Here is a 14486-nt window from a genome sequence, read left to right on the forward strand (position 1 = left end):
TAACTATGATTCAATATATTAATAAGTTCATATTTAACAGACCAATAAATAATATTAAAATACAAATCAATTAATTACACCCAACGGGTTAAATATAACATGACAGTACAAATCAACACAGACAATAACGTAGAAGGTAACGCACGTTTAAAATCTTATATTTCTGAAGAATTACAAACAGCTTTAGCTCGTTTTGAAGATAAAATAACTCGTTTAGAAGTGCATCTTGGAGATGAAAATAGTGATAAATCAGGAGTAAATGATAAAAGATGTCTTATTGAAGCTCGTCCCATAAACATGCAACCTGTTGCTGTTACTAATCATGCTGATACTACTGAGAAAGCATTTCACGGTGCATTAGACAAAATTAAAAAAGTACTAGAAACTACTTTCGAAAAGAAGAAAACATACTAGAAATTCTTTAAATCGGATTTAGTTATATAAAAAATGACACTAACTTTTAAATAAGTTAGTGTCATTTTTTTATGTGTTCAATTTAAAATTGTGAATTACAACTACTCGTAGTTTTCTCTATTTTAATTCTTTATTTTCAAATAATAAAGCGGCAAGCGCATCATCTCTTTTATATACATCATCATAAAATTGAAGAACACCATCATTATTTACCCAAGAGGTAAAGTAGCCTATGTAAACTGGAATTTTATCTTTAAGTGTATACCAATATTCATCTCCACTATCCATTTTTGCATTAATCTTTTCAGCGTTCCATTTTGGGTCGTTTTTCATAATCGCCACAGCAAGTTCTCTCGGCTTAGCAACTCTGATACATCCATGACTAAATGCGCGTACATCGCGGTTAAACAAACTTTTTGATGGTGTGTCGTGTAAATAAATAGCATTAGAATTTGGAAAAAGGAACTTTACTAAACCTAGGGAATTAGTCTCTCCAGGTCGTTGTCTTACAAAATCATCTTTCCATTCCATATTATGTTGCGCTAGATAATTAGGGTTTTTTTCTATTGCAGGAAGAACTTCGTTCTTCAATATACTTGCCGGAACATTCCAATATGGTCTAAAAACAATGTGCTTCATAGGAGCGCTAAAAATCACGGTTTTATGCATCGCTTTACCCACAACAACCTTTGAGCGCAATTCTGGTTTACCATCTCTAAAAAAAGTTAATTCATATGCGGGGATATTAACGACAATCAATTCCTTAGATTTAGTAATATCACTAGATATCCATCGGCAACGCTCCATATTAACCATAATAGTTTTAATGCGCTTCGCAATAGGAACGTTCATATACTTAATATGATAAGGTAGAATTACATTGTTAGCAGCATTTCCACTACTCTTTTTAAAATTCAATATTCCTGTTTCTAATTCGCTATCATAAACGTTACTTTTAGAATCAGTAGAAATGGCTTCTGTTAGAAACAGATATTTTCTTATTTGTGCAATTGCTGTAGCGCTGTCTCCGGGCTTTAGTGATTTTATTTTAGGATCTAAGACAATAGTTTCAAAGCCTCCTTTTTTTTCTAATTTTTGATATTTTTGTAATTCGTCTCTCAGTAAGTAATATTGTTTGATCAATCCTTTTTCTTTTTTATTAATTAGCGAAGGATTGACAAGTAGAGAATCTAAGTAATGAACGTATGATTGTTTTTTTCTTGGCAAAAACCAACCTAATTCTTTTGATTTTTGAGAATCAATTCCATCGTAAACCTTGCTTGCATAAAAAAAGTAAAGCGACGAACTCAATAATTCGGTTTCGATATCTGCTTTTTGATGATTTTCAGCATTGTCATAAATAGCGTCTAGTTTATCTTTATATGGGATTGCTGTTTCAATACCTTCTGAACTTAAATTGTTTACCTTGTTATATAATAAACCAGAAAACTCATTTAGTCCGTCTTTATCAAACCATATATAATGAAACTGATGCTTGCGATATAGTTTTTCTACATCGCTTTGATATGTTTTTAGTTTTGGATACTTGGTGAAGAAAGTTTGTACCTGCGTGCTGTCAAAAGCTACATCGATAGTATTTAAACTTGTTGGCAAAATCGTTGGCTGACTCTCTACTTTCTTTTTACAAGAAATGAGCACAATTAAAAGCATGAAGCTAACAAGTAATAAAGGAGTAAATATTTTTTTCATAGCTAAAGTTTTAAATCGTGATAAATTCATTAATCACGTACAAAAATACATCAAATCTGTTGCTCTATTACTAGTCTAAAAACAAGCAGCTTACCAACTAAGAAACAAAAGTTACGCCAATTAAATTTATTAAAAAGTGCGGCGTGAGTTAATGCCTTTATAATGAATATTTTGGAAAATTATTTCATGTTATTTCGAAGCTTATCTAAGATAATTCAGTTCGTTGATATCCAAAAATTATACAATTTAACGGCTTTATTATGTAAGTAGATACAAAGAGTAATTTGTGTTGTAAATTATTATTTATGAGTGTTTTAAAGTCTTTATGTATTGTTTTGTAATTCTCTAATTTTAATGCCGAAATATGGCTAAAATGAGTTTTTTAAAAAAGTAAATAATAGTCTCTTTTTCTAGTTCAAAATTTAAAAAGTAATAATTTTAGTTACCTTGTAATCTAAATAGCAAAGTAGAATGTATGAATGAATCTTGGGAACGTAGTAAAATCTTTTTCAAATCAGAAAGTTTCAAGAAAATACTCAAGAGAATTGGATTATTCTTTGTGGGGATTATTTTATTGCTATTCGTTTCGACTGCTGTTTTTGCAATTTATTTTAACAACAATAAAGCTAAAATTGTATCCCAAATTAATTCTAAAATTAATGAAAACATAGTTGGCACAGTTAAGATAGGAGATATTAATTATAAATTCCTAAAGGGCTTTCCTAATATGACTTTGGCTTTAAGCCAAGTTGAAGTAATAGACAGTTTGTTCTCTGTTCATAAGCGTACATTATTAACAGCTGAACAAATTGAAGTCAGAATAGCGGTACTTGATCTTTTAGTAAATGAAATAAGTGTTGATAAAATAGAAATCAGTCAAGCGACTTTGCATTTATTTAAAGGAAAAGATGGAATTGTAAATACCTCTATTTTTAAATCTAAAGTTAAAACCACAAATTCAGAAAGTACGACTACTTCTACTATTAATGAAATCTTGTTGCACAAAGTGCATTTTATATCAGAAAACCAACAAGGAAATAAGTTGTTTGATTTTGATATTAACGACTTGCGAAGCAATGTGAAATTCAAGAATAATAACTGGACGACGAAATTATATCTAAAAACTTTTGCGAAGAATATGGCCTTCAATACGCAGCGCGGTAGTTTTATCAAAGATAAAATGGTTGAAGGGGTTCTTGAAGTAGATTATTCGGAAGTAAAAAACCAAATTAACGTAGCCACCGAAAAGCTGTTAATTGGTAAAGAAACTTTTGATATAAAAGCTAATTTTAGTTTAGATGCTAAAAAGTCACCTTTTTCAATAGCTATTAAAACAGATATTTTATGGCGCAATGCTTCGGAATTACTAAGTGCTAATATTACTGAAAAACTCAATCAATTTGATTTAAAAAACTCAATCAATGTAGGTTGTACAATAATAGGTGACATGAATGCGACTGGAGATCCTGAAATCGTGGTTTCTACAGAAACTGTTAATAACGAACTCAAAATACCGGATGGAATTATAACGAATAGCAGTTTTAAGGCTACTTTTACGAACCAATATGTAAAGGGAAAAGGGTGCAATGATATAAATTCAACTATAAGTATAACTGATTTTTCAGGTCAATATAAAACCATTCCATTTTCGATTCCAATAGGGATTATTTCTAATCTAGAAAAAACGAGCGCGGCAGGGAGCTTTAAAGCTGATTTCGCTGTATCGAAGTTAAACGAATTGATAAATAAAGATTTAATGCATTTTTCAAATGGCCAAGCTAAATTGAATTTAGATTTTAAATTTGATGTTATGGATTTAAAGATTACAAAACCGTTATTCACTGGTAATGTTTATGTTAAAGATGCGATTGTGAATTATGGACCACGAAATTTAAAATTTTTGAAAACAGATGTTCAACTTGATTTTACAGATGAGGCTTTACTAATCAAGAAAATTAATTTTAAAGATGAACGGAGTTCGGTTTTTATGGATGGTAGAATTGATAACTTTATGACGTTGTATTATGAAAATCCCGAAAAAATGATTGTTAACTGGGATATTTATGCACCATTTTTAGATGTTAAAAAGGTTGTTGGCGCTATTACTACTTCAGCTCCTGCAGTTAAAACTAAGCAGCAAAAAAAGGATGATTCCTCGCAGCAATTGTATGCCGTTATCGACAAATGCCAAGTTGTCCTCAATGTAAAAGCTGATAAAATGGTCTATAGCAAATTGCAAGCTACAAATCTTAAAGCAGCAATTTTGCTGAGCAATAATACATTAATTGTAAAAAACGGCGCATTACAAAGTTCAGGAGGAACGATTTCATTTGATGGTAAATTAGCTCCTGTAAATAAGCAATATGCACTAGAGTCTAACACGCAAATTAATAATGTGAATATTGCTCAGTTCCTCACAGCGTTAAATAATTTTGGAATTACTTCCTTCGAACCTAAAGATATAAAAGGCTCTTTAAAGGCTTCTGCTTCCGTTAAAGGAACTTTGCTTTCTGGAGGACAATTGAAAACAAATTCTCTTTCTGGTGTTGCAAAATTTGATGTAAAAAAAGGCGAGCTGATTGACTTTAAACCTATAACGAATATTGGTAAATTCGCTTTTCCTTTTAGAAATGTAAATAATATTATATTCAGCGACTTGTCAGGAAATTTCAAAATTAAAGGTGATTTAATAGATGTCAATGATTTGAAAGTAAGTTCTAATATTTTAAATATAGACGTAGACGGTGTATATTCTTTTGGAAGTGGAACTAATTTAGCGATGACAATTCCGTTGCGAAACCCTAAAAAAGATCGTTTCATTACAGACGAGGAAGAGAAGTTAGAAAAACGGTATAATGGAATTGTTCTTCATTTGCTAGCCGTTGATGAACAAGGGAAAATAAAAATTAAGTGGAATAAAAACCATAAATAATAGTTAAAATTATGAAAAAAATAATTTTCGCACTTATTGTGCTGGTCGCATCAAGTTGCAAAACAATGATGTTAAATGAAACAACGGTTAAAAACGAAATTAATAGTACGATTGACGATTGGCATAAAGCAGCATCTAATGCTAATTACAATGCTTATTTTAATTTAATGACTGATGATGCTATTTTCATTGGCACTGATGCTACAGAAAATTGGAATAAGAAAGACTTTCAAGCGTATGCAAAACCGCATTTTGACAAAGGGAAAGCTTGGAGTTTTACTTCCTTAGAACGCCATGTCTTTGTTGATAAATCTGGCGAGACAGCCTGGTTTGATGAACTTCTAAATACGCAGATGAAAATTTGTCGTGGATCAGGAGTACTTGTAAAAGTAGCGGGTCAATGGAAAATTAAACATTATGTTCTATCAATGACTTTTCCAAACGGAAATTCAACAGAAGCCATAAAAATTAAAGCTTCTGAAGATGCATTGATAGAAAAATTAAAAGCTAGCAAATAATTTATTTAACTTCATCAGAATATAATAATTCAGCTAGGCGATCATCTCGCTCGTAAATGTCATGAAAGAAACTTACTTCTCCAGCATCATTAACCCATGACGTAAAGTAACCCATGTGCACCGGTAGTTTATTCTTCAAGAAACAAGTGGTTTCTTTTCCGCCGTCCATTGCGCTTCTAATGCGTTCCGCTGGCCAGTCGGGATCATTTTTTAATATTAAAAATGCTAATTCCTCTGATTTGTTGACGTTGATGCATCCATGACTGTAAGCACGATATTCAGAATCAAATAGATCCTTTGAAGGTGTTCCATGTAAATAAATGTCGTTTGAATTTGGAAATATAAACTTGACTTTGCCTAATGGATTTTTTGGACCTGGCTTTTGTCTGACGTTGCCATTATTCCATTCCATATCATTTGAAGACAAGTAATTTTTATCTGTTTGCATTGCAGTTTTTATTTCGCTTTGCACAATACTTGATGGAACATTCCAGTATGGACTAAACACTAAATATTTAATGTCGCCACTAAAAATAACGGTTTCGTTCATTGTACCACCTACAAAAACATTCGATTCTAATTCGGTTTTGCCATCTCTTTTGTAGAAAAGTTTGTAAGAAGGAATATTGACGATAATATATTCAGGAGCTTTTGTTAGTTCAGGTGCAATCCATCTGCAACGCTCCATATTGACCATAATGGTTTTTATGTACTGCGCAATAGGAACATTCATTCTATTAATTTGACTAAAATTCACGACAGGATCTTGATTATAACCATTTCGCTTTTTATAGTTTAGAACGCCCTTTATTAATTCTTCATCGTATACATCACTCTTAGAATCCTGAAGTAAATCTCCGGTTACAGCAAGTCTTTGTCTGATTTGGCCGATTGTCTTTGCAGTATCTCCTGGCTTATATTCTCGTATTAAGGAGTCTCTTTTAATGAAGTTCCACGTTCCATTTCTCTCTATTTCACGATATTTCTGTAAAACATCACGTAACTTATAATATTGATCAAAAAGTAATTTTTCATCTTTATCTAATGCTTGAGGATCATCTAGTAATGTTGTTAATAAGCTACTGTATGAAAGATTTTTTTGCGGTAAAAACCAACCAATTTCTTTTATTTTGTCAGAGTCAATTCCTTTGTATACTTTTTTAGCATAGAAAATATACATTGACGATAGGAATAATTCGTTGTTAGTAGTAGCGGGAATTCTTTTTAATTGCTGACTAAAAATGTTGTCCACTTTGTCTTTATAAGCAAATTTGGAATTCAAACCTTCCTGCTCTAATTCGGTAGTTTTGGAGTATAATAAATCAGCAAATTCAATAACTCGACCACCTTTAAGCCAGATGGAGGTGTAACTTCTGTTTTTATATAAAGAAAGTAAATCATTGCGGTATGTTTTTAACTTAGGATATTGAGTTAAAAATTTATAAATAATTACATTGTCAATTTTAACCGTGTTTCTTGATGAAGGGATTTTGGTAGCAACAGTAGTTTTTGATGCAGCAGTCTTACTTTTGGTTTGATAAGCATGTGCATTCGAAAAACTAAATAATAATAGTAAAATAGATAAAGTAAAGTTCTTCATAATTGGAATGTTTTGCTAAAGATATAGAATTATTCTTTCGATAAAAAGTGAAACGCAGTTGCTTACTAATTGAAAGTGAAAGAGTAGCGTTTTTAAAAATGTATTTTTCGAAATAAAAACTAGTGTATAATAGACAATCTGTAAATTTTAAAAACGTTTTTTGACGGTTAGCTGTTCGGTCTTATATAATTCCTTAATTTTGCCGAAATATTTTAAAAAAGTGGGAAGCAAAAATAAATTAAAAAGATTTAAGGAAAACGAGACATTCACTAATGTTTTTCAACCTAGTAGAGAGGAAGTAGTGGGAGATTTATTTCCTTTAAGAGGGAAATGGAATACTGATTTCTTTAAAAACGATAATCCATTAGTTTTAGAATTAGGCTGTGGAAAAGGTGAATATTCTGTTGGTTTAGCTGAAAGATATCCTAACAAGAATTTTATCGGAATCGATATTAAAGGGGCCCGTTTTTGGCGTGGAGCTAAAACTGCAGTAGAGACAGGATTGCATAATGTTGCGTTTATTCGAACTCAAATTGAATTAATCAATCATATTTTTGCTGAAAACGAAGTAGATGAAATTTGGATTACTTTTCCAGATCCACAAATAAAATACAAGCGCACTAAACATAGAATGACTAATTCTGAGTTTTTACAATTGTATAAAAAAATTCTTAAAAAAGACGGAGTCGTAAACTTAAAAACGGATAGTGAATTCATGCACGGTTATACTTTAGGGTTGTTGCATGGAGAAGGACACGAAGTTTTATATGCTAATCATAATGTTTATGTAAACGAGGGAAGCCCTGAAGAAGTGACTGCTTTTCAAACTTTTTACGAAAAACAATATTTGGAATTTAACAAAGCAATTACGTATATTCGATTCAAAATTAAGCAGTAGTTTATTTTTGAAATAAGTTCCCTTTTTTTTGACACGTGCATTTTGACTATGAATTTAATCACTTCTTTGTTATTGGGTTTTATTACAGCTATGATTGGGATTACGCCTCCGGGCTTAATCAATATGACAGCTGCTAAAGTAAATCTAAAGGAAGGAAAGCGAAGTGCGTACTGGTTTGTTTTAGGTGCTGTTTTAGTGATTTTCTTCCAAGCTTCTTTGGCAATCTTATTTTCTCAGTTTATAAAGGAACATCCTAATGTAATTGTTATACTGCGTGAAATCGGTTTTGCAATCTTTTCTGCTTTGTCAATTTATTTCTTATTTATTGCAAAAAAGCCTAAAAAGAAGAAAGGAAAAATTAAAAAGAAGAGTACCACAACTCGATTTTTTCTTGGAATGTTACTTTCGGCATTGAATTTCTTTCCAATTCCTTACTACGTTTTTGTTAGTGTAACCTTGGCATCTTATAATTTATTCTATTTTGATTTAACGCACATTTTAGTGTTTGTCGCCGGAGTGGTACTGGGTTCTTTTTTGGTATTTTATCTTTACATTACTTTCTTCCAAAAAATTCAGGATAAAACTGATTATTTCATGCGAAATATGAATACTATCATTGGAAGCATAACGGGACTGATATCAGTAATTACTTTGATCAATATCATAAAATTCTACTTAAATTAAAATCTTAAAACCTAAATATTAATGGCATGGTTGAAGAGAATTTTTTCGAACGAGTTTATTCAGTAGTGCGACAAATACCTTATGGCAGAGTAACTTCTTTTGGAGCTATTGCAAAAGCTTTGGGAACCGCTCGTTCGGCTCGAATGGTTGGCTGGGCGATGAACGCTTCTCATTCTTTAGATGATGTTCCAGCTCATCGAGTTGTTAATCGAAATGGATTATTGACTGGAAAACTTCATTTTGACGGAACAAACTTAATGCAACAATTGCTGGAAAATGAAGGCATTGTGGTCATTGATAATCAAGTGCAAGATTTCAAGAATATTTTCTGGGCACCTGAAGTACAGTTTTAACTAGCTTTTATACAGAATCTTTATTTTACTCATTCCAATACCAGCATTGAAATTAAATCATCAAACTTTCGATAAAGCAATTTTTTAAATTCGTTATTTGAAGTTTCACTTTTTTCGAACTCGAAAGAAATATCAATAGTTATCATTCAACTTTAATAGTCATAATTTAAATAAATAAGCATATAAGAGTGAGCAATTCTTGCATCAATAAATCCAATGTAATTCCTTTATTTTAAGAAGTTAATCAGCTATCTTTGTAATCTGAAATCAGTTTAAATAAAGATAATATTCTGGTGTAAAATACCAATAGAAAAAAGTTGAATAAAAATGAAATTAGATAGAAAAGATATTCTAAAAGCTTTAGAAACAATAACTGTAGCTGGAGAAGGAAAAAATATGGTAGAGAGTGGTGCAGTGGCTAATGTAATCACTTTTGGCGATGAGGTTGTAGTAGATTTAGTTTTGCACACTCCTGCAATGCACATCAAGAAAAGAGCAGAAGAAGATATTAAAAAGACGATTCACGACTTAGTTTCTCCTGATGCGAAAGTTAAAGTAAATACTAAAGTAGAAGCTGCAGTTGCTGAAAATCCAAATCAGATTAAAGGAAAAGCAATTCCAGGAATAAAAAATATTATTGGAGTAGCTTCTGGTAAAGGTGGAGTAGGGAAATCTACAGTTACTGCAAACTTAGCCGTTTCATTAGCTAAAATGGGATTCTCTGTTGGAATACTTGATGCAGATATTTACGGGCCGTCAATGCCTATAATGTTTGACGTAGAAAGCGAGAAACCAGTTTCTGTTATGATTGATGGAAAATCAAAAATGAAACCTGTTGAAAGTTATGAAGTTAAAATACTTTCAATTGGTTTTTTCACATCGCCAAGTCAAGCGGTTATCTGGAGAGGCCCTATGGCTTCTAAAGCGTTGAACCAAATGATATTTGATGCTGATTGGGGAGAACTTGATTTCATGTTGGTAGACTTACCTCCAGGAACTGGAGACATTCACCTTTCAATTGTTCAGGCATTACCTATTACCGGAGTTGTAATTGTAAGTACGCCTCAAGCTGTAGCTTTGGCTGATGCCAAAAAAGGAGTAGCGATGTTCATGTCTGATGCAATTAATGTTCCTGTTTTAGGAATTGTTGAAAACATGGCTTATTTTACACCTGAAGAACTACCTGAAAATAAATATTACATCTTTGGACAAGAAGGCGCTAAGAATCTTGCAGAAGATTTAGAAGTTCCATTCCTTGGCGAAGTTCCAATAGTACAATCAATTCGCGAAGCTGGTGATTATGGACGTCCTGCAGCAATGCAAACAGGTTCAGTGACAGCAAATGTTTTTGAAGAAATTACGCGTAATGTAGTACGAGAAGTGATCAGTAGAAATGAAAACTTACCAGCTACCGAAGCGGTTAAAATAACAACAATGGCAGGTTGTTCATCGGTTAAAAAATAAGGCCAGTAACTGCGTCACGACGAGCAATAATAAAATTAGTATGACAACAGAAGAATTAACGATAGAAGTTCAAAAAGCACTTGAAGAAATCAGACCTTTTTTGAATTCAGATGGTGGAGATATTACGCTTATTTCTATTGAGGATGATAAACATGTAAAAGTGCGTCTTGAAGGTGCTTGTACCAGCTGTAGTGTAAATCAAATGACATTAAGAGCAGGAGTCGAAACTACTATTAAAAAGTTTGCTCCACAAATAGAAACTGTTGTAAATATTCTATAATACAAGGTTATGATTTGCTTTTTAGTAAGTCTTAAAACTTATAAACCACAACCTATTGATGGATGTATTAATAAAAATTAAAGATAGAGAAGGAGTTGTTCATGAATTACAAGCGCCTACTGATATGGCGATGAATATCATGGAATTGTGTAAAGCATACGAGCTCCCTGTTGAAGGAACTTGTGGCGGAATGGCAATGTGTGCTTCCTGTCAATGTTACGTCTTAAATGACGTGGAATTACCAGAAATGGGAGAGGATGAAGAGGCAATGCTTTCAGAAGCATTTTACGTCAAGTCAAATAGCCGATTGGGATGCCAAATCCCAATTACTGAAAGTCTTGAAGGACTCGAACTAGAACTTGCTCCTGAGAATTAAATCATAGCGTCACCTCAAGTGACGCTTTTTTTATTTGTTGAGTACATTTGCAGCAATTGGTGCGATGCGTTCCACAAACAAACCATACGCTTTTTCAGAGGGATGTAGGCCATCTACTGCAACTAAGTCTTTGTCAATAATTCCACCTCTTGTTATTTCGGTAATATCAATAAAGCGGATGCCATTATCTTGACAATAATTTCTAGCAAATCTATTATAATTATCAATCTCAGATGAAATTGACACCATGTTTCCTAATGCTTGACTCGAAGGCGTGTAAGCATAATCAGGAATGGAAACGACAATTAAATTTGATTTATCTCCTTTAGCAAGTGCAATACTTTTAGATACTAATGCTGGAAACTCTACTTGATACAAAGAAAACGACTGACGCTGAAATTGATTGTTAACGCCAATCAATAAAGTGACTAGATCGTAAGTCGGATTTAAATTTTGATTATTTATTGCATCAAGAAGATTTGTTGTTGTCCAACCCGTTTGCGCAATTACTTTTGAACTAAAATTATTTTTCAAATTAGTGTTTTGTAATGCAGTCTTTAATTGGAATGGAAAAGTGCATTTTTCGCAAACGCTTTCGCCAAAAGTATAACTATCACCTAACGCTAAATAATTGATAGTCTGTTCTCTCGTTTTAACCGCTGGTATTGCTGTTACTATTGTTTGATTGCTATTGTTTGCATTAGGTTTTGTATCAATAATTGAATTTTCTACACTACAGCTCGCTATGCTTAATGTTATCAATAGGAATGTTACTACTTGAATTATATTTTTCATTATGCTTTTTTTACCGATTACGATGTTGCTTAAATAAGAGAACAAAATTTTTTAGTTTGTTCTGCCTATTTCTTGAAATCAACACTTTAATAAAAATATTAAATTCTCTATTACCAACCTATTATTTTTCATTGATCAAATTCTAAATTTGTTATTTTTTTAAAACGTAGAAGTTAGAATTAGATCACTATTCAGTAATTCAAAGTAATTACCTCCTCAACAAAAATGTGAGAATAACTATAAAAAGAAAAAGCTTCTTGTTTCCAAGAAGCTTTAAATAAACTATAATTATTTACTATATTATTTGAATGCTGGTATTCCAGTAACGTCCATTCCTGTAATTAACAAGTGAATGTCGTGTGTTCCTTCGTATGTAATTACAGATTCTAAATTCATCATGTGGCGCATGATAGAGTATTCTCCAGTAATTCCCATTCCGCCTAACATTTGTCTTGCTTCACGAGCTATATGGATTGCCATATCAACATTATTTCTTTTAGCCATTGAGATTTGAGCAGTAGTAGCTCTTCCTTCATTTCTTAAAACACCTAATCTCCATGTCAACAATTGCGCTTTTGTGATTTCAGTAATCATTTCAGCTAATTTCTTTTGTTGTAATTGTGTTCCAGCAATAGGTTTGTCAAATTGTATTCTTTCTTTTGCATAACGCAAAGCAGTGTCGTAGCAATCCATTGCAGCGCCAATAGCACCCCAAGCGATTCCATAACGTGCTGAATCAAGGCAGCCAAGTGGAGCACCTAATCCAGATTTATTAGGCAACAAATTTTCTTTAGGAACTTTTACGTTATCAAATATTAACTCTCCAGTCGACGACGCACGAAGCGACCATTTATTATGTGTTTCAGGAGTAGTAAATCCTTCCATTCCTCTTTCAACAATCAAACCGTGTATTCTACCTTCTTCATTTTTTGCCCAAACGATCGCAATATCAGCAAATGGCGCATTGGAAATCCACATTTTAGCACCGTTCAAAAGATAGTGGTCACCCATATCTTTAAAATTAGTTGTCATTCCACTTGGATTTGAACCATGATCTGGTTCAGTTAATCCAAAACAACCCATGAATTCTCCAGTAGCTAATTTTGGTAAATATTTTACTCTTTGTTCTTCATTTCCATATTTCCAAATAGGATACATTACTAAAGAAGATTGTACAGAGGAGGTAGAACGTACACCAGAATCACCACGTTCTATTTCTTGCATGATTAATCCATAAGAAATTTGGTCTAATCCAGCTCCTCCATATTCTTCAGGAATATACGGACCAAAACCACCAATTTCTCCTAAACCTTTTATGATTTGCTGTGGAAATTCAGCTCTTTGAGCGTATTCCTCTATAATAGGCGATACCTCTCGTTTTACCCAAGCACGTGCTGAGTCACGGACTAATTTATGCTCTTCTGTTAATAAATCATCTAAATTATAATAATCTGGGGCTTGAAATAAGTCTGGTTTCATGATTGTTAATTTTTAATAGAACAAATCTACATAAAGAAATATAACAATTGCATTAACAAATGTTATATTTTTATAATTTATAATATTTTTTTTAGCCAATAAGCATAATAAAAGTATTTAATGTACTAAGCTACAATAAAATGAATTGAAAAAGGAAAAGATTATTAATTAAATAAAGTCTTTTTAGAATAGAGTTTACAATTACATCTTTAAATAAAAATCCTTAGTCAAGGCGATATATTCTGGAGTATAAATATGTCTCGCTGTTTCAATAATTAACTCATCTACCTCTAATTTGGCACTTTCAAATCTACTGAAAGCTAATAAACTTCGCTTTATTTCACTAGTTGGTGTGCCTTTTACGCGAGTGATTTTTATTGGATATAATTCATAATCTTTGGCCAAAGCCAAAAAACCGATCTCTTCCTTGAAAGGAATTATTAAAGAGAAAATTCCGTTCTCAGAAAGTAATAAATCAGCAGCTTCGATTAAGTCTTCAAAAGGCATGGAGTCAGCAAAACGAGCTAAATCTCTTTGTTTATTGTCAGTTTTGTAATCTTCTGTGTAAAATGGTGGATTTGATATTATCAGATCGTATTCGTCTTCAGGCTCAGCAATAAATTCGTCTAAACCAGCGTGAAAGCAAAATAAACGATCGCTCCAAGGAGAGTTTTCAAAATTATCTACTGATTGTTCGTAGGCTTCTTCATCAATTTCTAACGCATCAATTTGTTCAGCATTACTTCTTTGCGCTAGCATTAGAGCAATGATTCCTGTTCCTGATCCAATGTCAAGAATACTAATTGTATTATTATTTATAGGAGTCCAAGCGCCAAGTAAAACACCATCAGTCCCGATTTTCATCGCGCAGCGGTCTTGATTTACAGAAAATTGTTTGAATTGAAACAAAGTGATTGAAAATTGAAGATTAAAAAATAGTGACTCGAGCATTAGAGAATTTCCGAAGCATTTTAGATTTTGTA

14 protein-coding genes are annotated in these 14486 nt (G+C 32.3%); 9 read left to right on the forward strand and 5 right to left on the reverse strand.

What is annotated here, in order from left to right:
- Window positions 1-99 precede the first annotated feature (99 nt).
- Window positions 100-414: an HPF/RaiA family ribosome-associated protein gene (locus tag RCH19_RS13235; protein ID WP_121924544.1), complete on the forward strand. Its 315-nt coding sequence runs from the start codon at window positions 100-102 to the stop codon at window positions 412-414.
- A gap of 117 nt (window positions 415-531) precedes the next feature.
- Here the strand turns inward: RCH19_RS13235 and RCH19_RS13240 are convergent, their stop codons facing one another.
- Window positions 532-2124 carry a L,D-transpeptidase family protein gene (locus tag RCH19_RS13240; protein WP_343023621.1) on the reverse strand — a complete coding sequence of 531 codons (1593 nt, stop codon included), beginning with the start codon at window positions 2122-2124 and terminating at the stop codon, window positions 532-534.
- Window positions 2125-2599: 475 nt separating this feature from the next.
- On the opposite strand from RCH19_RS13240, the gene RCH19_RS13245 reads away from it, so the two are divergent.
- Window positions 2600-5056, forward strand: coding sequence for an AsmA-like C-terminal region-containing protein (locus RCH19_RS13245; RefSeq protein ID WP_343023622.1), 2457 nt, complete (start codon window positions 2600-2602; stop codon window positions 5054-5056).
- Window positions 5057-5067: 11 nt separating this feature from the next.
- On the forward strand, window positions 5068-5574 hold the full coding sequence (locus tag RCH19_RS13250) for a nuclear transport factor 2 family protein (RefSeq protein WP_343023623.1): 507 nt from the start codon (window positions 5068-5070) through the stop codon (window positions 5572-5574).
- A gap of 1 nt (window position 5575) precedes the next feature.
- Here the strand turns inward: RCH19_RS13250 and RCH19_RS13255 are convergent, their stop codons facing one another.
- Window positions 5576-7174, reverse strand: a complete 1599-nt coding sequence (locus tag RCH19_RS13255; protein WP_343023624.1) for a L,D-transpeptidase family protein — start codon at window positions 7172-7174, stop codon at window positions 5576-5578.
- 220 nt (window positions 7175-7394) lie between these two features.
- Between RCH19_RS13255 and trmB the strand changes: the two genes are divergently transcribed.
- The 6 genes from trmB to RCH19_RS13285 all read left to right on the forward strand — a co-directional run bounded on the left by trmB (window position 7395) and on the right by RCH19_RS13285 (window position 11229).
- The gene (trmB, locus tag RCH19_RS13260; RefSeq protein WP_343023625.1) at window positions 7395-8072 is read left to right on the forward strand and encodes a tRNA (guanosine(46)-N7)-methyltransferase TrmB; all 678 of its coding nucleotides are present in this window, start codon (window positions 7395-7397) and stop codon (window positions 8070-8072) included.
- Between the two features lie 48 nt (window positions 8073-8120).
- Window positions 8121-8756, forward strand: a complete 636-nt coding sequence (locus tag RCH19_RS13265) for a LysE family transporter (RefSeq protein WP_343023626.1) — start codon at window positions 8121-8123, stop codon at window positions 8754-8756.
- Window positions 8757-8782: 26 nt separating this feature from the next.
- Complete coding sequence (locus RCH19_RS13270) at window positions 8783-9109, forward strand: MGMT family protein (protein WP_343023627.1); 327 nt, start codon at window positions 8783-8785, stop codon at window positions 9107-9109.
- Window positions 9110-9436: 327 nt separating this feature from the next.
- Window positions 9437-10573, forward strand: a complete 1137-nt coding sequence (locus tag RCH19_RS13275; protein ID WP_121924537.1) for an Mrp/NBP35 family ATP-binding protein — start codon at window positions 9437-9439, stop codon at window positions 10571-10573.
- Between the two features lie 40 nt (window positions 10574-10613).
- Complete coding sequence (locus RCH19_RS13280; RefSeq protein WP_073205171.1) at window positions 10614-10853, forward strand: NifU family protein; 240 nt, start codon at window positions 10614-10616, stop codon at window positions 10851-10853.
- A 58-nt stretch (window positions 10854-10911) separates the two neighbouring features.
- Window positions 10912-11229 carry a 2Fe-2S iron-sulfur cluster-binding protein gene (locus tag RCH19_RS13285; protein WP_121924536.1) on the forward strand — a complete coding sequence of 106 codons (318 nt, stop codon included), beginning with the start codon at window positions 10912-10914 and terminating at the stop codon, window positions 11227-11229.
- A gap of 30 nt (window positions 11230-11259) precedes the next feature.
- Here the strand turns inward: RCH19_RS13285 and RCH19_RS13290 are convergent, their stop codons facing one another.
- From RCH19_RS13290 to RCH19_RS13300, 3 genes are all read right to left on the reverse strand, one after another.
- A complete protein-coding gene (locus RCH19_RS13290; RefSeq protein WP_343023628.1) occupies window positions 11260-12024 on the reverse strand; it encodes an SGNH/GDSL hydrolase family protein in 765 nt (254 codons plus the stop codon).
- Between the two features lie 300 nt (window positions 12025-12324).
- Window positions 12325-13503, reverse strand: a complete 1179-nt coding sequence (locus RCH19_RS13295; RefSeq protein ID WP_343023629.1) for an acyl-CoA dehydrogenase family protein — start codon at window positions 13501-13503, stop codon at window positions 12325-12327.
- Window positions 13504-13704: 201 nt separating this feature from the next.
- Window positions 13705-14412: a methyltransferase gene (locus RCH19_RS13300; protein ID WP_343023639.1), complete on the reverse strand. Its 708-nt coding sequence runs from the start codon at window positions 14410-14412 to the stop codon at window positions 13705-13707.
- Window positions 14413-14486 lie beyond the last annotated feature (74 nt).

The sequence above is a fragment of the Flavobacterium sp. PL12 genome (assembly GCF_039123485.1).
In the GTDB taxonomy this organism is placed as follows: domain Bacteria; phylum Bacteroidota; class Bacteroidia; order Flavobacteriales; family Flavobacteriaceae; genus Flavobacterium; species Flavobacterium weaverense.